This is a genomic window from Aquidulcibacter sp., assembly GCF_044346625.1.
Classification (GTDB): Bacteria; Pseudomonadota; Alphaproteobacteria; order Caulobacterales; family Aquidulcibacteraceae; genus Aquidulcibacter.
The window spans coordinates 34,284-54,497 of record NZ_JBIIYV010000006.1 but is presented as its reverse complement, the minus strand read 5'-3'; the positions used below and the strand labels follow the sequence as shown (position 1 = coordinate 54,497).

Here is a 20,214-nt window from a genome sequence, read left to right as displayed (position 1 = left end):
ATTTGGCTTATGGCGCTTGCACGACAGGCCCGTGACATGGCCAAACAAAATGGTGCCGTAATCAGACGATTTGTGACAGTAAATCGCGGTATACTTCAGTCAATTGGATTAAAGCTTGCCAAAATGCCGAAGTGGTCGCTGGCAAAGCATCCGGTTGTGGCATCAATTCCTGTAAAGCAAAGCTCTGCGCCGATTAACTCCCAGCCACCTCGGCCTGCCAAGAGGATGTGATCGATCAGAGCATTGGGCTGATGGCGTAGGCTTGTCGCCTGCGGCAATAAGCTGTCGGTGCCAGTGATCGTGCCCTGCTGGGCCAACCAGTCAAAGCATGCGGCTTTGCGCGTGGCGTTGAAGTCGCCAGCTAGAAGGATGGGGTGATCCCAGCCCTCGCTCGCCCAAGACCAAATCGCTGCCAATTGCTGGCTGCGCAGCAAGTCACCTTCCTCCGCCTTTAAATGAGACAAGTGGAGTGAGACAATACGGAGCGGTCCCTTGGATGTTTCAAAATCACCATAGAGTGCCTTTCGGCCGCCATCGGCGGCACTTGTTGGCAGGTCTAGACTTTCTTCCGCCAAGAGCGGCAGTCGCGACAAAATAGCGAGGCCAGAGCTCGAAAGAACGCCTGACCTTTGCTTTGTGCGAGCCGGGACCGCTACTCGGGTCATGCCCAATGCGTCGGCCAGCCATTTCCCTGCATCCATCGTCGCGTCCGCATAAACCTCCTGCAGACAAATCATGTCTGGCTGCAAGAGGCGGCATTCTTCTGCGATCATCTCAAGGCGGGCAGCTAAGTCACCCTCGTCTTTCCAGATGTTGAGGGTCAGAACACGCATCAGCCGACGCGGACGCCCCCCGTCCAGACGCCGCGCACAAGGGCGTGGCCATCGACAACTTTTACGCGAACAACATCGGCACGTTTGCCGACTTCCAAACTGCCGCGATCATGCAGGCCAACAGCGCGAGCAGGCAGACCCGTTACGGTATCTACTGCCTGTTCGATCGGCCACTGCCAAGGGCCAGCGGCAAGGGCAAAGGCGCACTCAATCAAGCTTCGGGGCACATAGTCTGAAGCAAAGCCAATTGGCAGGCCTGCCGCGATCAAATCCTTGGCCGGCACATTGCCAGAGTAAGAGCCACCGCGGATAAGGTTTGGCCCGCCCATGACAATATGCATCCCACGAGCTTGGGCCGCATGGGCTGCTTCCATCGTCACTGGGAATTCCGCAATGGTGGCACCAAGATCTGCGGCTTCGTTGATATGGGCGATGGATTCATCGTCATGGCTGGCGATCGGCACGCCACGTGCTTTAGCAACTTCGACCACGAGACGCCGATTAGCCGCATCATGGCGGGCAACATTGGCGCGGCGCTCTGCTAATCGGTCTTCAATCGCTGCTTCGGTTAGTCCTTCCCGCCGCCACATATCGAGGAACTTATCGATGTTTCGATATTGGCGTTGGCCCGGGGTGTGATCCATCAGCGAGAACAAGCCGGTCAACGGCGCATCCGCGAAGTCTGGTAGCCAATCCGCCATGACGTCAGAGGGGGCCTCGCATCGCCAGTGCAGGCGGTGGGTTGCTTTCAATAGCTGTTTGTCATGTGCTTCGTGCAAGGCATCGGTCAGCCGGATCAAATTGTCGGGCGTACGCGCCGAGCCCGAGCCAAAGGAACCGATCGACAAGGAGTCGAAGACGGTCGTCACACCAACGCTGATGCATAGGCCATCATGGACCACAGCGGCAGAAACGGGGTTCCAATCGATATTGGCGCGCGGGAAGAAGTGACGCTCCAGATTGTCGGTATGAATATCAATAATGCCAGGGATCAACCAATCCCCATCACAATCCTCACCATGTTGGCTTGGACCTTCGACAATGTCTAAGATTTCCCCGCCTTTGAGAGAAAGGCTTCCTTGAATCACCCCGGTGGGCGTTACGATTTTGGCTTGTGAAAGTTGGATGGTCACGTTCGGCTCATTACTGTTGGAGGTTAGGAGGAAATTGGCGAGAGATTAGTCTAGGTTTGGCAGTCGTTCATTTTCGATGGTTATTTCCACACGGTCAGAGGCCATTCGGGCTTCGCCATATTCTAGCGGTCGGCCAAGGCCATCGACGTTCCAAGCATGTGTCACCAATAAAGGAATATGTCTGGGCACGTGTAGAAGCTGGGATTCCTGCGCGGTTGGTAGCCGCGAACTGATCTTCGTGCGTAGGCGCGTATAATCCGGCACGCCACAATCAATCAGGGTTTGGGTAATCGACTTTGATCGCGCATAAAAAACAGCAAACGTGGGGAAACGTTCAAACGCAAACCAATGTCTAGCAACCGAGATGACTTGACCATTGGCAAATCCGAGGCGCTCCAAAAAGATTGTTGGGGACCCACCTTTCAACCCAAGTGCGGCCGCCACATGTGGCTCTGCTGGGCGGGTATCTAATGTCAAAGTCTTCGTTTCAGGGTTAGCGGCTTGCTCTTGAAGGCCTGCAGAAAACCGAGTTCGTTTGCCGATACTGTAGATCAAGGTCGGCCGCCGGACGAAGCTGCCCCGCCCTTGGGTCGATTCGACCAGCCCCTTGGACTGCAGGTGCGCCAGCGCGCGGCGAGTCGTATGACGATTTGTCGAAAACCGCTCACAGATTTGTAGCTCAGTTGGCAATTTGTCGCCCGGTACCAATCGACGCTCAGAAATTTCTACTTCGAGCCACTGGACGATTGCTCGCCAATTTGTTGTTGATTGGCTTTTTTCATCAATAATAATTGACATTTTATTGCCTTTTTACATGATAACCAACAAATTTATATTACGTCACAGCAATGACACAATAAATCTGTTGAATTTATACTAATGAACCGATAGCATAATGCAAGTCCAATTACAATCAATTCAAAAGTTGTTCGCCATGACTCAATCGTACACAGACGAATTTGTTGACAATGCCCTCGCGGGCAGTACCGCCCGCCAGGGCTGGTTGTCGACCCTAGCAAAGGCCCCCGCCTCAGAAGTACTCAAGCTCTGGGAGGATGTGGTTGCGCCAGAAAGCCAAGTGCTGCGCCCTGCTGAAACCGGCATGGTGATGGTGCGTGGCCGTACGGGTGGCGCAGGCAATCCGTTTAACCTTGGCGAAATGACGGTAACGCGCTGTGCGATCCGTTTGGCCACTGGAGAGACGGGCATTGGTTATGTCGCCGGTCGAGATAAGGCGCATGCTTATGTCGCAGCTGTTGCTGATGCCATGCTGCAGTCCTCAGTTTGGCACGACCAAGTGCGCGACGGTCTGATTGAGCCTTTGCGACAAACCGCCGATGAGCGCCGTGACGCCACCAGTCGCAAGGCAAAGGCTACACAGGTCGAGTTTTTCACCATGGTCCGAGACCGGAAGGCCTAGTCATGAACGCCCCCCTTAATCTTGCAGAATTGCGCCCTGGATTTTCCGAGCCTGTCCGTGACAGCCAAAGCGTCTTTCGCGCGCTCCTAACCGCTACAGCCCAGCCCGGGACACGGGTAGAGCTTGGTAAGGCTTTGACGCCACCAGTCGGTCTCAATCAGGCGGCAGCAGCTGTTCTTCTAACCTTGGCCGACCAAGACACGTTGGTTTGGCTAGAGCCGAGTCTCCGCGGCGGCGCGATCGAGAGTTGGCTTCGGTTCCACACGTCCTGTCCGTTGACCGATCATGCTGAAGAAGCCGCGTTTGCCGTTGTATCGCACGCGGGGCTCGCCGCTCAGATGTTGTCGGGTTTCAACCAAGGTGATGCTAAGTATCCAGATCTTGCAACAACCGTGATTGTGATGGTGCCGGATCTTGAGGCAGGTCCGAATCTGTTGCTCGAAGGGCCAGGGATTGAAACGATCGCAGAAATTGCGCCGCAAGGCCTGCCAGATAGCTTTTGGTCAGAACGCGCCGACCTTATAGCCCATTTTCAATTCGGGATTGACGTGATGCTGTGTGCGGAAGCCACGCTTGTATCCATCCCGCGTACCACCCGCATTCAGTCTAAAGGGGAATAAGCATGGCTTATGTAGCAGTTAAGGGCGGCGAGCGCGCCATCACCAACGCCCACACTTGGCTGGGCGAAGTGCGCCGTGGCGACACCTCCGTTCCAGAGTTGAGCGTGGCTCAAATTCGCGAACAAATGAGCTTGGCCGTGGATCGCGTGATGGCTGAAGGCTCTTGCTATGATCCAGTTTTGGCCGCCTTGGCCATCAAGCAGGCGCGCGGCGATCTCCCAGAAGCCATCTTCCTATTGCGCGCCTACCGGACGACTTTGCCGCGCTTTGGTGCTTCGACGCCGATTGAAACTGCGAACATGGCCGTCCAGCGCCGCGTTTCTGCTGCTTTCAAGGACATTCCAGGTGGGCAGGTTTTGGGGCCAACGTTTGATTACACCCACCGTCTGTTGGACTTTAAGCTAGCAGCCGAAGGCGGCCATGAAGTCCCGCCGGCTCAGGTATCTGAAGAAATTATGCCGACACAATTGGCGACCATTGCCCAAGTCTTTGCCCATGAAGGCTTGTTGGAGGGCGATCCGCTTACAGATGCTTCAGAACAACCCTATGACTTGACCCGCGAGCCGATGGCGTTTCCAGCCGATCGCGACCAGCGTTTGCAAGCCCTCGCACGCGGCGATGAAGGCTTCTTATTGAGCCTTGCTTATTCTAGCCAGCGCGGTTGGGGCTCGACCCACCCCTTGTGCGGAGAGATTCGCATGGGTGAAGTCAGTGTCGGCTTTACACCTGATGAACTTGGCTTTGAGATTGAGTTGGCAGACTTGCCGATGACGGAATGCATTATGTTGTCAGGCTTTGCAGGCTCTGCCGAGCAGGCCCCGCAATATACGCGTGGCTATGGCCTGACCTTTGGCCACAATGAACGCAAAGCAATGAGCATGTCGATTGTCGACCGCGCGCTTCGTGGCCGTGAGTTGGGCGAAGAAGGCCAAGCTCCCTGTCAGGATGAGGAGTTTGTGCTCTATCACTCCGACGTGGTGGAAGCGTCAGGCTTTGTCCAGCACCTCAAACTGCCGCATTACGTCGATTTCCAAGCCGACCTTCAATTCTTGCGTCGCCTACGTCGCGAGTTCTTTGACGCCAAAGCAAAAGCTTTGGCAGAGCAAACAGCGCATATGAAGGAGGCCGCAGAATGACCGCTACGGACGCACATGCGCGCCCCAATGCCGCGCCAGAAGACCGTTATTACACCTACGCCTATCTAGATGAGCAGACCAAGCGGATGATCCGCCGGGCTATTTTGAAGGCTTTGGCCATACCCGGCTATCAAGTCCCCTTTGGCTCGCGTGAAATGCCTGTGCCTTACGGTTGGGGTACAGGCGGTATCCAACTGACCGCAGCAATCATTGGCCCTGAAGACGTTTACAAGTGCATTGACCAAGGGGCCGATGACACCACCAATGCCGTCTCCATCCGCCGGTTTTTCGCGACAGTGGCCGACGTCGCCACAACCGAAGACACCAGCGAAGCAACGATCATCCAGTCGCGGCACCGCATCCCTGAGCAGCCCTTGGCGGATGGCCAAATCATGGTGTTCCAAGTGCCGCAGCCCGAACCTTTGCGAGGCTTGGAGCCACGCGAAACCGAGACACGGGCCATGCATGCTTACGCTGAATATGGTCTGCAATATGTCTCGCTTTATGAAAACATATCCGCCTACGGACGGATTGCGGCAACAGCTGGCTATCCGGTGATGATTGATGAGCGCTATTTGATGAGCCCATCGCCAATTCCTAAGTTTGACAATCCTAAAATGCACATGAACCCAGCCATCCTGTTGTTTGGCGCCGGTCGTGAAAAGCGCATTTATGCGGTCCCACCCTTTACGCGGGTGCGTAGCTTGGACTTTGAAGATTATCCGTTTGAGACACAAAGCTGGGACGAGGTTTGCGCCTTATGCGGCGCGAACGACTCCTATCTCGACGAGGTCGTCCTCGACGATAAGGGCCAGCATATGTTTGTCTGCTCCGACAGCCATTATTGCGCAGACCGCCGCGAGAAAGGCCACGCAGGCCCGATGGCTGGCCACGCCCTCGCACACATTGAAACCGAAATCGCGGCAGAGGAAGTATAGCCATGACTGAAGTTTTAGATCGGCCGACTTCTTCCCAATCTGTCGGCGCAGTGGAACCGCTTTTGCGTGTCGCGAACTTGACCAAATATTACGGCCATGTCGCCGGCTGCTTGGATATTAGCTTTGAGATGCGGCCCGGTGAAGTTCTCGGCATCGTAGGTGAAAGCGGCTCCGGCAAAACCACCCTTCTAAACTGCATTTCCGGCAAGCTGGCCCCTACCACTGGGTCCATTGCCTTCAACTCCCGTCGTCATGGCTTGGTCGACATTTATGATTTGTCTGAGCCAGACCGGCGTCGCATGCAGCGCGAAGATTGGGGCTTTGTGCATCAAAATCCACGCGACGGCCTAAGAATGCGCGTGTCAGGCGGTGCCAATGTCGCTGAGCCATTGATGAACCTCGGTCGGCGCCATTATGGCGACATGCGCCAATCCACGATGGATTGGCTGAGCCGGGTTGAGCTTGATCTGGGCCGGGTTGACGATAAGCCACGTAACTTTTCCGGCGGTATGCAACAGCGCATTCAGATTGCCCGCAATCTAATCCACAACCCGCGCCTTGTCTTCATGGACGAGCCGACCGGCGGCCTAGATGTCTCCGTACAAGCACGTTTGTTGGACTTGTTGCGCGAGCTGGTGCGTGACCTCGGGCTAGCCGCGATCATCGTGACGCATGACATGGCTGTCGCCCGCCTGATGGCGGATCGCTTGATGGTGATGAAGGGCGGTCATGTGGTTGAGACAGGCCTTGCCGATCAAGTGCTTGACGACCCGCAACATCCCTACACCCAATTATTGGTCTCAAGTGTGCTGCAAATCTAACGCATATTGAGTTCTATCCTCTTTGGCCTTTGTTTGAAACGATCCTTCCATGACCCAAGAAGCCGCCATCCGCGTCGATGATCTCAGCAAGATCTTCACCCTTCACAATCAAGGTGCCACGTCGATTGGCGTCTTTGAGGCACTCAAGCTGGAAGTCATGCCGGGCGAGTGCGTCGTCTTGGCAGGTGAATCCGGGGTCGGAAAGTCGACCCTAATGCGGACCATCTATGGCAATTATCTGCCTACGTCGGGCGGGGTTTTCGTCAGCCACGACGGCGCACTCGTTGATATCACCAAAGCACCACCCCATCAGGTGCTGGAGATCAGACGACGGACCTTAGGCTATGTCAGCCAGTTCCTGCGTGTCATCCCACGGGTATCGACACTCGATCTCGTCATTGAGCCCCTTCTTGAAAATGGTGTCGAGCTGGAAGAAGCCCGCGAGCGGGCGATCACCCTTCTGCAGGCTTTGCGTTTGCCAGAAGCCCATTGGGATCTGCCGCCGTCAACTTTCTCTGGCGGGGAGCAACAACGCGTCAATATCGCGCGCAGCTTTATCCGCGAGTATCCGGTCCTTTTGTTGGATGAGCCTACAGCTTCGCTAGACGCCGCCAATCGCGCTATCGTTGTGGAACTGATCAATGCGGCCTTGGCCAAGGGTGCCGCCATGGTCGGCATTTTCCATGACCATGATGTGCGTGATGCGGTGGCGACGCGTTTGTTCAACGTGTCGGAATACAAGGCCGCGGCGTGAGCGCTTGGCGTGCCACTTCGGCAAGCCCTGTCTTGCCATCGTTCGACTTTGCGGCGACCGCCGCATTCTATGGTCGGCTCGGTTTCAGCGTGGCGCGAACCTATCCTGATTTGTTGATTTTGCAGTCTGGCCAGGTAGAGCTTCAGTTTGCGTCTGTGGCCAATCCTCAAACAGGAATTGGTCAGAGGGTTTATCTGCGCGGCGACAATGTGCCCGCAGGGGCGAGCGAAGCCGGGGCAGCATTACTGCGCATGGACTGGGGCGCGGATGAGTTTCGGCTGGTGGATCCAGATGGAACGCTGGTCCGCGTCGGCGAAACCCTGAAATGAACAAGACGCGCCGATGTTGTTGGTACGCTCTTGCGACCGTCATAGGGGCGTCTTGTGACATGATTAAACTAAATCAACATACCGGAAACGGAGACTTCCGATGACGAACCATGCAATTTTTTCCCAACAGATCGTAACACCGCAAGGCGTCCTCAGTGGTCATGTTCATGTGGAAGATGGCGCAATCGCCGCTATTGAGGCTGCGACCCACGCAAATAGCGACGCGGTTGATTGCGGCGATGACCTTCTCATCCCTGGACTTGTCGACATTCATACCGACAATCTGGAAAAGCATTATCAGCCACGTCCGGGTGCGCGCTGGGATAGTTTGGGTGCGGCCTTAGCTCATGATGGCCAATGCATCATGGCGGGGATCACGACCGTCTTTGACAGCCTCAGTCTGCATGGTCGCAAAGATGGCCTAGACCGCAAAGAGGCTTTGGCCCCGATGATTGCGGCCATGGATCAAGCTGGTTCTGAAGGTTTGCTGCGGGCAGAGCATTTGCTCCATTTACGCTGTGAGATCACAAACCCTGAGCTATTGAGCTTGGTGGAGCCCCATCTCGACAACCCCCGGCTCAAGCTGCTTTCGGTAATGGATCATACCCCCGGCCAACGCCAAACGGCCGACCTCAATCGCTTTAAAGACCGGCTCGAAAAGGCCGGTACGGCAAAGGAAGAAGTGGCGTCTATGCTGGCCACCGAGACCAATTGGCGCGACCCTTCGGCTGGGCCGAAAAACCGCGAGACCATCGTGGCCTTGGCCCAAGAGTTTGGCATTGCATTGATGAGTCATGATGATGCGACGATTGAGCATGTCAACGAAAGCCACCAAGATGGCTGTGTCGCGGCTGAGTTCCCAGTCAGTTTAGATGCCGCCAAGCGCGCCCGCGAACTCGGCTTGCTCAATGTGATGGGTGGCCCAAACTTTGTCCGCGGTGCCTCCCACTCTGGCAATTTAAGTGCGCGTGCCTGCGCGGCAAAAGACTTGTTGGACATTTTGTCGTCAGACTATGTGCCGTTGTCGATGATCCGGGCAGCTTTCATGTTGGCAGAGGCCCCGTTCAATTGGCCGATCCAACGGGCAATCGATACAGTAGCCAAAAACCCAGCTCATGTGTGTGGTCTGACCGATCGCGGCGAGATTAAAGTGGGGCAGCGGGCCGATATGGTTCGGGTCTATCTTTCGCCCAACGGTTGGCCCATTGTCCGCTCTGTTTGGCGTGAAGGACAAGCAGTGGGATGATCCCCCGTTACGCGATTTATTATGCGCCCTCAGCGGCGCACCCTCTCAGCACGGCAGCCTCTGCTTGGCTTGGGCGGGATGCGTTCACCAACACAGTGTGTGAGCGCCCGGATCTTGTCGGCCTAGAGGGGATCGATCTCGATCAATTAACGCAAGACGCGCGTCACTATGGCTTCCACGCAACGCTGAAGGCCCCTTTTGAGTTGCACCCTGAGCAAGATGAGGCGGGCCTTCTGTCAGCCTTTAGCGCGCTAACCAGCCGCCATGCGCCTTTCCAAGCAGATATTCAGGTTGCGGCTCTGGGGCCATTCTTAGCTTTTGTGCTGGCAGAGCGTTCATTGCAGATGCAGGCGCTGCACACCGATTGTGTGGTTGCCCTTGATGGCTTCCGCGCACCTTTGAGCGACTTCGATCTCAATCGTCGACTTCATGCGGGCATCAATCCACGTCATGAAATCCAGTTACGGGAATATGGCTATCCCTATATTTTTGATGACTTTCGCTTTCACATGACGCTGACGGAGCGTATCTCCGATCAAGCGCTCCGGGCCCAAGTCTTGGCGGTCTTGCAAGACCATTTCCAAGACTTTGCCGGCCCACATGACTTCGAAAGCTTGGCTATCTTCAAGCAGGAAGCCCGCGATCAGCCATTCACGATCCTAGACTTGCAGCCCCTGACGGGACCGGGCGTTTAGCCACCCATCATCTTGGTGCGAATGTTCAACTGACCCGCAAGGCCTGCCATGCGGTGGGCTTCGATGGCTTGATAGTCCGGCGATTGCACCATGGCCAACATGGCGGCGCGGGAGGGGTATTCGGCAATTGCCACCATGTCCCACAGCTCTTCGACTTGCCCCAGCATCAGATCGGTGACCATGCCGGAAAAGCGCGCTTTGCCGCCAACGGCTTCGACACACGCCACGACGGCCATGCCATAGCGCATATAGGCTTCACGGCCCGTCAGTTCAGGCTCTGCCCCATCGGGATAGGTCGCCTTCTCCTTGAACTTCAACAGATTGACCATACAAAATGGCCCATCTTCTTCGCCGCCAAAGAAGGCTTTTGCACGTTCTGGGTTTGGGAAAACTTCATTGGTCACATTCATGGTTTTACAACTTTCAAAATAGAGGAAACGAAGCCCGCTGGATCATCTTCTTGGATGAAATGGCCCCCACGCAGCGTGGTGTGAGGTTGATTGGCTGTGCCGGGGACCCGGCCCACGAAGAGGCGCTGTCCGCCGCGTGTGACAGGGTCGCCGTCGCTAAAGCAGCACAGGAAAGGCTTTTCCCAAGCATCTAAGACCTTCCAGGCTTCTAACTGGTCCGGAACTGCCACATTGTCGCCGATGGGCACAAAGGACGGGAAAATTCGTGCACCGGCTTTGTAGCTGGAATCGGGGAAGGGCGCGTCATAGGCGGCAATCTCCGCCGCCGATAGCCTACGCTTTGTGCCACCCTGAACAATCTTGCCAATTGGGAAGACCGGGCTGAACTGTGAGAATGCGCGCCAAATCTTAAAGGCGGTGGGGCCGCGCTGTCCTGCAGGGAGGCCGCCATTGGAAAGAACCACGCCAGCAAAACGGTCTGGCATTTCGGCCAAAAGGCGAAGTCCAATCAGCGATCCCCAGTCCTGACAGACCAAAGTGATGTTCTTCAGATCCAAGGTCTCAAGCCAGAGGCGCATCCAAGCAACGTGGCGGGCGTAGCTATAATCCTGCTTCGACGCCGGCTTATCAGAGCGGCCAAAGCCGATCAGATCAGGGGCGATCGCACGTAAGCCTTGGGCGGTCACTGGACCAATCATGTGCCGGTAGAGATAGCTCCACGTCGGCTCGCCATGCAACATCAACACAATCGGAGCGTCGCGTGGCCCTTCGTCGATATAATGGACACGCATGGGCGTCAGGGTTTCTGGGTCTTTGATGGTCAGATAGCAGGGTTGGAAATCAAAGCCTTTAACCGCCTCAAATGCCGCATCTGGCGTGCGTAAAACTTTCAAGCTCATACTCCCTTCCCACCGCTCAATAATTGACACTAAACGTGTCATATTTCTGCGGGAAGGTCAATCAAGTTTCTGATTGCAGGACGAGGCGCTTGGCGACGATGCGAACGACGACGGACCAGCCCCCGGCCAGAAAGGCAACCCCCAGTGCCAAAGACAAATCCTCGCCCCCCAACGGAGCCATCTTAAAGATTGCCCCCAACCACGGCACATAGAGGATGGCAGCCAAGGTCGAAGTAACAAGCAGTGCCACGATCCATAACAAGCGATGCCGGCGGTCAAACGGACCGATTGAAGGCTCATAGCCGTCCACGAGCGCGAGGGTCACATTGCCGGTCACCAAGCAGACATAGCCCATGGAGCGTGCCGTGGTTTCGGGGATACCTGTGCTGACCACCCAGAAATAAAGCCCCAAGACGCCACCAAGCAGAACAAGACCCTGAAGCGCGGCCCATGCCATTTGCGTCATGCCAAACAAGGGCTCCTTCAAGGCGCGAGGTGGTTGTACCATCGCGGAAGCCTCGCTCGGCTCCGCCTCAAATACGAGGGAGGAGATGGGGTCGATCATCAACTCCATCACCACGATATGCATCGGGAACAGCATTGGCGGCAGACCTAATAAGATGGGGAGGAGTGCCAAGCCTGCGATGGGAATATGGATCGCCAACACATAGCCCAACGCCTTTCGCAAATTGGCAAAAATGCGACGCCCTAAGCGAACGCCTGAGATGATGGAAGCAAAGCTATCGTCGAGCAAAACAAGGTCAGCCGCCTCCCGCGCCACATCGGTCCCGCGCTGGCCCATCGCTATCCCGACATGGGCGGCTTCCAAGGCTGGCGCGTCATTGACTCCATCGCCAGTCATCGCCACCACATGGCCCAAAGCCTGAAACGCCAAGATTAGTTTCAACTTCGCCTCGGGTCGTACGCGTGCGAAAATGCGCACATGGGCGAGGCGCGCTTGAAGGGCTTCAGACGATAAATCCTCAATCTCTTGCCCGGTCAAAACACCTGCGCCAACATCCAGTCCAGCCGCTTTTGCAATGGCGAGCGCGGTTGCGGTTAAGTCGCCCGTGATCATCGCGATCTCAATCCCGGCTTGGCGGGCTTCGGCTAATGCTGCGGGCACGTCTTCGCGCAAAGGATCAATGAAGCCCAGCAGGCCAACGAATTCAAATCGGACATCTTCAATCTTCGCTCCGGTCAGACTATCTGTCATTGCTTGAGCACAGGCTAGAACCCGCAGGCCAGAGGATGCCATGGCGTCCAACTCGGTTTCGATGCGCGCGCGGGCCTCTGGTGAAAGTCCCGGGCACAAATGGATCACCGCCTCTGGCGCGCCCTTAGTTGCCCAAATGGTGTGCCCCTCATGCTGCCAGCTTTGGATGACAGCTAACCGTTGCGGCACAAGCGGGCTGACATGCTTGAGTGTGAAATCTGCCAGTCTTGGTCCGCCATTGGCAAGAGACTTGGCTGCCGCTTGGATGGCTTTATCCATGGGGTCAATTGGGTGAACAGCGCTCGCCAAAGCACCAACCCGCAAGACGTCATCGTGCTGGGTCTCCTCTAGGGACCACACTTGCGTGACTTGCATTTGGTTCTGGGTCAGGGTCCCGGTCTTATCAACGCACAACAGGGTAATTGCACCAAGAGTCTCCACCACAGCCGCGCGGCGCACCAATACATGATGCTGGGCCAGACGTTGGGAGCCCATCGCGAGAAAGACAGCCAGCACAAGCGGGAATTCCTCAGGCAAAAGGGCGATCGCGGCTGTAAGGCCTGCCAGCCCACCGGCCACCCAGTCGCCGCGCAGCAGTCCATAGGCTGCGACGATGGCGAGACAAATTACTAGAGCTCCAAAGCTCAGCCAGATCACCAAGCGACCTGTACTTACCTGCAAAGGTGTTTGCTCAATCTCGCCGGAAAGGGCCGTCCCAATCATGCCCATTTGGGTGTTGCCGCCGGTTTGGGTGACCACAGCCAAACCCTCGCCGCTGACGACCAATGTGCCAGCATATAGCGCAATATCCTGACCCAAGGCCTTGGGTGCCGGGGCTGACTCCCCTGTTAGCACCGCCTCATCCATCATCAGCAGATGGTCTGAGATCAGGTCGGCGTCAGCAGGGAAGCGTTCTCCCGGATTGGGAATGACCACATCACCGGGTACCAATTGTTCGGCAGGTATCAGGCGCGTTTGACCGTCACGGATCACGTGCGCGTGGGGTGCGGCCAGGTCGCGCAAGGCGTGCAATGCCCTTTCGGACCGCGCGTCTTGAAAGATTACTAGGCCCATGGACACACAGGCCGCAAGGACGAGAAATGCCCCTTCTGCTAGATCGCCAACGACAAGATAAAGCGCGGCGGCCGACAGCATGAACAGGAACATCGGTTCTTTGAGGGTGCCGATTAAAATCCGAAGTACAGAGCGGTCCTGAACGACTGCCAGACTGTTCGGCCCGAACTCCTCGAGCCCTTGGTCGGCCTCCGCTTGGGTGAGGCCATGAGCTGGAACGGGCATGGTTTAGGTGGCTGCCATGGCTTCAATCCGATGGCTTTTGCGCGCGCCTGAATGAGGAAAAACTGGTAAGACGTCGCGGCTTGTGAAATGCTGGTTGTGACACAGACTGCCTGTCAGTGCGAGGGATTGCAGGACCGCTGCGCGTTGGATTTTGAACTTGCGTAAGCCCAATAGGTCGATGATCTGAAGGTCGCGCAGTTTGGTCATTTCACGGCTCACCGTCTCAAACGTCATGCCCAGATGGTCTGCAATGTCGGCGCGCATCATCGGTAAATCGACCAAAAGCTCGCCACCAATGGATTGCCCCAAACGCTGCCCTAAACTGGCTAAGAACCAAGCAAGTTTTTGCTCAGCTGGGGCAAAGCTGATCATGACAACATGTTCGCTGCCGGGCTCTTGGCCGCCATAGGCTGCGTCGATCACTTTCATGGCGCGCACGGGCTCAGCTTGGAGCATGCGTTGAAGGCCCAAATGCCCCAGTCGTGAAACGCGGGAGGCACAGGCTGCCTCGGCATCGACTTGTTCAGGCCCATGTGTCCCTAAGCCAAATACGTCACCCGGATAGCAAAAGGACAGCACGCATCGCCTGCCACCTTCCGTCATTTTTTGCAGGCGAATGCAGCCGCTTTCAACTTGGTAGATCGCGCCGCTGGGGTCACCTTCCGAGAAGAATGGGCGGTTTCGCGGACGGCTCATGAAGAGATCAAGATCGCTTGTCTGTAATAGGGGTTTGGCCATGCATTGAGCCTCCATCGGAAAGTGCCGTGCGAAATGGCGTGGGCAGGTGGTCGTGCAGTGGTTCAACCATTCTAGGCGTAGGGGGTTCCCACGTCGGCCGCTGTTTTCCCATCTGGAAAGTTTGATCACCATCAAGGATGCTTCGTTGAAGGGTGAGCATGTAGCTGAGATGACGCTTGCACGTGGATCTACGCTGGTGATTGCCTTGGGCGGCAATGCGCTTTTGAGCGCGGGGGAACCGGCGAAGTCGACTAGTCAGCGTGCGAACATCGCCAAAGTCGCAGCTATCATCGCGCCCCTATTGTCGCGCTATCGGATCGTGATTACGCATGGAAACGGCCCGCAAGTGGGCCTGTTGGCTGCACAGACTGCCGATGCTGACTGGCCTCTCGACGTGCTGGGTGCTGAGAGTGAAGGCATGATTGGCTATGTTATCGAACAAGAACTAGCCAATCGTGCCCCGACGCAAACCTTTGCCACTTTACTCAGCCAAGTAATTGTCGATCCCAAAGACCCGGCCTTTCAGCACCCAACCAAGCCCATTGGGTTGATCAACCAAGATCGCAGTCGATTGACCAGCCTAGGCTGGGACTCGGTTGAAATCGCCTCCGGTGGCTGGCGACGGGTCGTCGCTTCACCCCCGCCGCTCAAAATTGTTGGATTAGAGGCGATACAAGTGCTGCTTGCAGCCAAAGTCACAATCATCTGCTTAGGCGGCGGTGGCATCCCCGTCAGCCTAGATGGTGACGGACGCTTAACGGGCGTTGAGGCAGTGATCGATAAGGACTTGGCGAGCAGTCTGTTGGCCCGCGCCCTTAATGCCGACGCTTTGATTATGCTGACCAATGTCGATGGAATTATGGAACACTTTGGGACTCCCAAAGCATCGCTCATCCGACGCACCACGCCTGAACTTCTCTCTGCGCAGTCGTTTCAAGCGGGCACGATGGCACCAAAAGTGGCCGCCGCTGTTGCCATGGCAGGCAAGGGCAAGTTGGCGATGATTGGCGGACTTGGCGATCTGCAAGCCCTATTAGATGGCACCAAGGGAACTTGGGTCTTGCCCGATGGGTCCCCGCTCTAGGCCTCAAAGCCCATCGGTTGTTGCTGGGTAATGCAATGGATGTTTCCACCCCCCAGCAAGATTTCACGCGCCGGAACCATCACGATGTCATGGTTGGGGCAGGCGAGTTTCAAGGCGCTAGCTGCGTGGGCGTCAAAGCCCGGGTCCAATTCGGGGACAATCAGCGCCCCATTGCACATATAGAAGTTCACATAAGACGCAGCCAAGCGCAGGCCCGCCGTGCGCGGCTCTGTACCATCAATGATATCGACACCCGCGGCCTCTTCACCCTTCATGAACAAGGGCCCGGGCTGGTGGATTTTGATGATCTCTAGAGGCCTGCCATGGGCGTCAACAGCTTTTGAGAGGCGCAAGAAGGCATCTTGGCTGATTTCATACTGGGGATCCTCGTGATCGTCCGTCCACGTTAGAACGACCCGACCGGGTGCCACAAAGCGCGCCAGATTATCCTCATGCCCGTCCGTCTCATCATTGAAGACGCCATGATCCAGCCAAATAATTTTTGTAACCCCGAGATAAGATTCCAGCGCCGCCTCAATGTCTTGCTTGGAGAGATCGGGATTGCGGTTCTTGTTAAGCAGGCATTGCATGGTCACCATCAAGGTGCCTTCGCCATCGACTTCAATCGACCCACCTTCCAGCACAATGGGTGGGGCGTAACGCAAGGCGCGCTCCATCTCTAACACTTTTTCGCCGACCAAATCGTCTTGGTCCCAAGGGCTATAGAGGCCGTCTTGTAAGCCACCCCACGCATTGAAACGCCAGTCTACACCGCGGACTTCATGGTTCGGATTGGTGACAAAGCTCGGCCCACAGTCGCGGATCCAACTATCATTGCTGGTCATTTCAACCAGTCGGACGCCGACCGGCAAGGCATGTCTGGCGTTGAGATATTGTGCGGGCGACACGCACATGGTGACGGGCTCATAAGCGGCAATGGCGTTAGCTACTTGTGCAAAGGCGATTTGAGCGGGCTTTGCCCCATTGCGCCAATTATCCGGGCGCTCTGGCCAGATCATCCACGTGCCGGCGTGATTGCTCCACTCGGCTGGCATCCGGAATCCGTCTTGAGTTGGGGTCGTTGTCAGGGTGCGACTCATCACAGTCTCCTAGGATTCATGATTAAAGGGGTTGGGTGGCTTTAAAGCGGTTCGAATAACCAGTTCGCCAAGCACGAGCGTAACCAGAACGCCAATCAAGATGGGTCCGGTCTTCGTCCAATCCACAGGCTCGCCCGGAACCCAGACGAAGAAGACGATGGCTTGCAAGATAAAGAGGGTGCAGACTGTCGCAAATCCAAGCGCGCCGATCTTGCCAAACGGAACGCGGTAAGGCCGAGGCGCTAGAGGATCGATGGTTCTCAAGTGCACAAAGGCAGGGAACAAGACCAGATAGGGCAGTAAAAAGATGATGGAGCTGAAGGCGAATAGCGACCAGAACAAGTCTTCAGCCGAGCCTGCAATCAATCCATAAGCCAAGATCACCGCGGTCGAGACCAATCCTGTCAGGACATACGCTCCGACCGGTGTTTGGTTGGACGGACGCAAGATAGCGAACACTTTGGGTAATTCGCCATCTACGGCAGCGGCAAGGGCAGATCGGTTCGCCCCCATCGACCAGGTAACCAGATTGGCGATGATGGAGAAAATAGCCCCTATGCCGACACCAATCGTGATGATCTCAGCACCTGGTACCCCTCGTAAAAGCGAGCGAATGGTATCGATTAGGCCTTCGATCAATCCAATATCCGAGACAGGCAGGGCTACCAAAATGCCGAACGTGGCAAATATATAGAAGACCGAGATCAAAAGTCCGGCGACGATAACGGCCAGCGGGATGTCATGGGCGGGATCCTTGATTTCATCGCCCGCGCCACTCATCAGCTCAAAGCCCATGAAATTATAAACAATGACCGGCAAGAACGCGAGACTAGCGCCCCAGTGCGGCGTCAAGGATTGAAGGGTCAAGGGGTTTGCCGGGCCGTGCTTGATCCACGCATAGGTGCCAGCAAAACCAATCAGCAGCATGATCGCCACCTTGATAAAGGCACCTAAATTTGGGATCCATTTTGCTGCCGACAGGCTTGTGACACCGATCAGCACGGTGAGCCAAGTGGTGGCAATCGCAATCGTGATTTTGGTCCAGAGTGCCATTTCTGGCGCAAATAATTGTGCTGCCATCCCGGCCATCAAGATGAAGCCCGACGGCATCCATAAAGCGACATTGACCCAATAATACCAAGTCGAGCGTGCTGCCCAACGGTCGCCATAGGCACGACGAATCCAGTTCTGAATGCCGCCTTCGCCCGGGTAGGTCGCGCCAAGTTCTGCTGTGATCAGCCCATAGGGGATGAAGAAGAAAACCAAGGTGATCAGCCACCAAGCCAGCGAAGAAGGGCCGATGGCTGCAGATGCCGCTAGGGTATCCACGACCAGAATGGCGCACACGGTGAAAAGTGTGATGTCAAACAGGCCCAAGACCCGTTTGAAAGATGGTTTAGTTGGACTGGCAGCGTTGGTCATCTTGGACCTCCAGCACCTGGCAGGGCTGTCTCAACCAAGAAGCGACCAATCTTCTGGCTGTGGGAATCCTTTAGCGCTTGGCTTGGGCGCTTCAGATGGGGGTCAATAAAGCCAACCAGAATCGCCTTTTCAGTATGAAGTCGATTTTCAGCTTGATCGTAAATGATCGATCTTGGCCCATCCATCACAGCACTTGTAACTTCGACGCCGCGTGAGGCAGGTAAGCAATGCATGAATTTGGCGTGCGGCGGCGCACGCGCCAAAAGGTCCTCATTGACTTGGTAGCGGGGCATGAAGGCGGCAGTCCGGTCTGGAATTTCGGCTTCTTGGCCGACCCACCACCACAAATCGGTATAGACAAAATCCGCGTCAGAGACCGCTTGGGCTGGATCGTCGATGACTTTGAATGTCCCACCTGAAACCAGACAGTTGAATGTCGCCATGTCTTGCAAGGCTTGGGACAGCTGATAGCGCTTTGGCGCACATTGCGTGAAATGCATGCCCATCTTGGAGCAGATCAACAAAAGCGACGAACACACATTGGTCGCGTCGCCCATGAAGGTCAGGCAAACGTCTTCAAGCCTTTTGCCCTGAGGCAGACGTTCTTGGATCGTAAAGATATCGCAGAGGACTTGGGTCGGGTGGTTGTAATCGGTCAATCCATTGAGAACAGGCACCGTGGCATTGGCGGCAAGTTCCAGCACGGTTGCATGTTTCAGCGTGCGGGCTTCGATGGCATCCACCATGCGGCTGATGACGCGACTGGTATCTTGAATGCTCTCGCGGACACCTAAGTGAATTTCACCAGGCTTTAGATAGAGCGCGTGGCCGCCCAATTTCGTCATCGCAACTTCAAACGAAATTCGGGTGCGGGTGGAGGGTTCTTCGAAAATCATCCCCAAGGAAGCGCCAACCAAAAGACGCGGCAGGGCGCGTTCCTTGTCGGCTGCTTTCAGAAGCGCGGTAAGCTCCATCAGGGTTTGAAGTTCGGCTTTGGTGAAGTCTTGGGTATCGAGAAAATGGCGCATGCCGATCCCTAGACCGACAGAGACCAAGTCGAATTGATCTCCGTCAAACTCACAGCGGGTGCGTTGGTAAAGAGGTGTCGACGAGATTTTCGCGCGTGGAGGCGCTACATCCCATGACCCAAATTTGTATCATTCAAGGCCATCCAGATTCCAGAGGCGGACATTTGTGTCATGGCCTCGCTGACGCCTATCGCCAAGGCGCGCTTGACGCTGGCCACCAAGTTTCTGATGTCGATATTGGCAGTCTGCCAATCGACTTCGTTCGCCGGCCAGAAGACATGGCCCAGCCCCCGAATGAGTCAATCTTGATGGCTCAGCAAACCATTGTGGATGCTGAGCATTTGATGATCATCTATCCGTTATGGCTGGGTACGATGCCAGCCCTCGTGAAGGCCTTTTTTGAGCAGGCTGCGTGCGGAGATTTCTTTCTTGAAAAGACCGAAAAGCCCTGGCCAGTCGGCAAGCTAAAGGGGCGTAGCGCGCGCCTTGTGGTTACGATGGGCATGCCGGCGGCTGCCTATCGCTTGTTGATGGGCAGCCACGGCGTGAAGGGATTTGAAAGCGGTGTATTAGGGATCGCCGGCATCGGCCCCATTCGTGAAACCCTGTTTGGTAATGTGGAGGGCAGTCAGCGAACCCGAACAAAATGGCTTGCAAAGATGCGAGACCTTGGTGCCCGGGCGCGCTAGTCAGACTGGCATGGGGTCTTTTGCTGGGGTCGAGTTGGCAGGGCCCGGGCCGCTGCGGACAATTTCGACCCGCACTTTGGTTACATAAGATGCCAAGGCCCCTAAAATCGCCAGCATAGGCGCGGCAAGCACCACCGCACTGCCGGCAATGGCACCGAGCGTCAGCGGCATGTCGACGACAATGTCGCCATCGGGCTCAATAATCCGAATACGGCGCACTTTTCCTTCTGCGGCTAATTTTTTGACCGAAGCGATCAATTCATCGCCGACCAGTTCGACATTCTCGGTCCAAGTCGTCTTCTTCTCGTCTTTGTCGTGGTTTGTATGGTCTTCATCGTCTTTATGGTGGCTCATGGTCTACTCCTAGGTTTCGGGCGAAAGGCGACATCCTACGAGCAGAGGCG

22 protein-coding genes are annotated in these 20,214 nt (G+C 55.9%); 11 read left to right on the top strand and 11 right to left on the bottom strand.

Annotated elements, in window-relative coordinates; genetic code table 11:
- Positions 1–95: 95 nt before the first annotated feature.
- From ACIQ20_RS03500 to phnF, 3 genes are read right to left on the bottom strand one after another with little or no spacing between them, the layout of a single operon-like run.
- Positions 96–833, bottom strand: a complete 738-nt coding sequence (locus ACIQ20_RS03500; RefSeq protein ID WP_395777489.1) for an endonuclease/exonuclease/phosphatase family protein — start codon at positions 831–833, stop codon at positions 96–98.
- Positions 833–1,966, bottom strand: a complete 1,134-nt coding sequence (locus ACIQ20_RS03495; RefSeq protein WP_395777487.1) for an alpha-D-ribose 1-methylphosphonate 5-triphosphate diphosphatase — start codon at positions 1,964–1,966, stop codon at positions 833–835. Before ACIQ20_RS03495 ends, ACIQ20_RS03500 begins: the two co-directional genes overlap by 1 nt.
- Positions 1,967–2,011: 45 nt before the next feature.
- Positions 2,012–2,764, bottom strand: a complete 753-nt coding sequence (phnF, locus tag ACIQ20_RS03490; protein WP_395777485.1) for a phosphonate metabolism transcriptional regulator PhnF — start codon at positions 2,762–2,764, stop codon at positions 2,012–2,014.
- A gap of 136 nt (positions 2,765–2,900) precedes the next feature.
- On the opposite strand from phnF, the gene phnG reads away from it, so the two are divergent.
- From phnG to ACIQ20_RS03445, 9 genes are all read left to right on the top strand, one after another.
- Positions 2,901–3,386 (top strand): phosphonate C-P lyase system protein PhnG, encoded by a 486-nt coding sequence (phnG, locus tag ACIQ20_RS03485; protein WP_395777483.1) that lies wholly within the window; start codon positions 2,901–2,903, stop codon positions 3,384–3,386.
- Positions 3,387–3,388: 2 nt separating this feature from the next.
- A complete protein-coding gene (phnH, locus tag ACIQ20_RS03480; protein ID WP_395777481.1) occupies positions 3,389–4,006 on the top strand; it encodes a phosphonate C-P lyase system protein PhnH in 618 nt (205 codons plus the stop codon).
- 2 nt (positions 4,007–4,008) lie between these two features.
- Positions 4,009–5,142, top strand: coding sequence for a carbon-phosphorus lyase complex subunit PhnI (locus ACIQ20_RS03475; protein ID WP_395777479.1), 1,134 nt, complete (start codon positions 4,009–4,011; stop codon positions 5,140–5,142).
- Entirely contained in the window at positions 5,139–6,080 is a 942-nt protein-coding gene (locus ACIQ20_RS03470) for an alpha-D-ribose 1-methylphosphonate 5-phosphate C-P-lyase PhnJ (RefSeq protein ID WP_395777477.1), read from the top strand. Before ACIQ20_RS03475 ends, ACIQ20_RS03470 begins: the two co-directional genes overlap by 4 nt.
- A gap of 2 nt (positions 6,081–6,082) precedes the next feature.
- Entirely contained in the window at positions 6,083–6,901 is an 819-nt protein-coding gene (phnK, locus tag ACIQ20_RS03465; protein ID WP_395777475.1) for a phosphonate C-P lyase system protein PhnK, read from the top strand.
- Positions 6,902–6,950: 49 nt separating this feature from the next.
- A complete protein-coding gene (gene phnL, locus ACIQ20_RS03460) occupies positions 6,951–7,655 on the top strand; it encodes a phosphonate C-P lyase system protein PhnL (protein WP_395777473.1) in 705 nt (234 codons plus the stop codon).
- On the top strand, positions 7,652–7,984 hold the full coding sequence (locus ACIQ20_RS03455; protein WP_395777471.1) for a hypothetical protein: 333 nt from the start codon (positions 7,652–7,654) through the stop codon (positions 7,982–7,984). Before phnL ends, ACIQ20_RS03455 begins: the two co-directional genes overlap by 4 nt.
- Positions 7,985–8,084: 100 nt before the next feature.
- On the top strand, positions 8,085–9,230 hold the full coding sequence (locus tag ACIQ20_RS03450; protein WP_395777469.1) for an alpha-D-ribose 1-methylphosphonate 5-triphosphate diphosphatase: 1,146 nt from the start codon (positions 8,085–8,087) through the stop codon (positions 9,228–9,230).
- A complete protein-coding gene (locus ACIQ20_RS03445; protein WP_395777467.1) occupies positions 9,227–9,925 on the top strand; it encodes a DUF1045 domain-containing protein in 699 nt (232 codons plus the stop codon). The genes ACIQ20_RS03450 and ACIQ20_RS03445 overlap by 4 nt, the downstream gene beginning before the upstream one ends.
- On the opposite strand, the gene ACIQ20_RS03440 is transcribed toward ACIQ20_RS03445, so the two are convergent.
- The 4 genes from ACIQ20_RS03440 to ACIQ20_RS03425 all read right to left on the bottom strand — a co-directional run bounded on the left by ACIQ20_RS03440 (position 9,922) and on the right by ACIQ20_RS03425 (position 14,487).
- Positions 9,922–10,335 carry a DUF1330 domain-containing protein gene (locus tag ACIQ20_RS03440; RefSeq protein WP_395777465.1) on the bottom strand — a complete coding sequence of 138 codons (414 nt, stop codon included), beginning with the start codon at positions 10,333–10,335 and terminating at the stop codon, positions 9,922–9,924. The genes ACIQ20_RS03445 and ACIQ20_RS03440 overlap by 4 nt on opposite strands.
- Positions 10,332–11,228 carry a haloalkane dehalogenase gene (locus tag ACIQ20_RS03435; protein WP_395777529.1) on the bottom strand — a complete coding sequence of 299 codons (897 nt, stop codon included), beginning with the start codon at positions 11,226–11,228 and terminating at the stop codon, positions 10,332–10,334. The genes ACIQ20_RS03440 and ACIQ20_RS03435 overlap by 4 nt, the downstream gene beginning before the upstream one ends.
- Before the next feature lie 67 nt (positions 11,229–11,295).
- Positions 11,296–13,749 (bottom strand): cation-translocating P-type ATPase, encoded by a 2,454-nt coding sequence (locus tag ACIQ20_RS03430; RefSeq protein WP_395777463.1) that lies wholly within the window; start codon positions 13,747–13,749, stop codon positions 11,296–11,298.
- Between the two features lie 3 nt (positions 13,750–13,752).
- The gene (locus ACIQ20_RS03425) at positions 13,753–14,487 is read right to left on the bottom strand and encodes a helix-turn-helix domain-containing protein (protein WP_395777461.1); all 735 of its coding nucleotides are present in this window, start codon (positions 14,485–14,487) and stop codon (positions 13,753–13,755) included.
- Positions 14,488–14,632: 145 nt separating this feature from the next.
- Between ACIQ20_RS03425 and ACIQ20_RS03420 the strand changes: the two genes are divergently transcribed.
- A complete protein-coding gene (locus tag ACIQ20_RS03420; protein ID WP_395777459.1) occupies positions 14,633–15,571 on the top strand; it encodes a carbamate kinase in 939 nt (312 codons plus the stop codon).
- Here the strand turns inward: ACIQ20_RS03420 and aguA are convergent.
- From aguA to ptcA, 3 genes are read right to left on the bottom strand one after another with little or no spacing between them, the layout of a single operon-like run.
- A complete protein-coding gene (gene aguA / locus ACIQ20_RS03415) occupies positions 15,568–16,671 on the bottom strand; it encodes an agmatine deiminase (protein ID WP_395777457.1) in 1,104 nt (367 codons plus the stop codon). The genes ACIQ20_RS03420 and aguA overlap by 4 nt on opposite strands.
- 9 nt (positions 16,672–16,680) lie before the next feature.
- Positions 16,681–18,093: an APC family permease gene (locus ACIQ20_RS03410; protein WP_395777455.1), complete on the bottom strand. Its 1,413-nt coding sequence runs from the start codon at positions 18,091–18,093 to the stop codon at positions 16,681–16,683.
- The gene (ptcA, locus tag ACIQ20_RS03405; RefSeq protein ID WP_395777453.1) at positions 18,090–19,121 is read right to left on the bottom strand and encodes a putrescine carbamoyltransferase; all 1,032 of its coding nucleotides are present in this window, start codon (positions 19,119–19,121) and stop codon (positions 18,090–18,092) included. The genes ACIQ20_RS03410 and ptcA overlap by 4 nt, the downstream gene beginning before the upstream one ends.
- 113 nt (positions 19,122–19,234) lie before the next feature.
- On the opposite strand from ptcA, the gene ACIQ20_RS03400 reads away from it, so the two are divergent.
- Positions 19,235–19,810, top strand: coding sequence for an NAD(P)H-dependent oxidoreductase (locus ACIQ20_RS03400; RefSeq protein ID WP_395777451.1), 576 nt, complete (start codon positions 19,235–19,237; stop codon positions 19,808–19,810).
- On the opposite strand, the gene ACIQ20_RS03395 is transcribed toward ACIQ20_RS03400, so the two are convergent.
- Positions 19,811–20,164, bottom strand: a complete 354-nt coding sequence (locus tag ACIQ20_RS03395; protein ID WP_395777449.1) for a DUF4342 domain-containing protein — start codon at positions 20,162–20,164, stop codon at positions 19,811–19,813.
- Between the last annotated feature and the right edge of the window lie 50 nt (positions 20,165–20,214).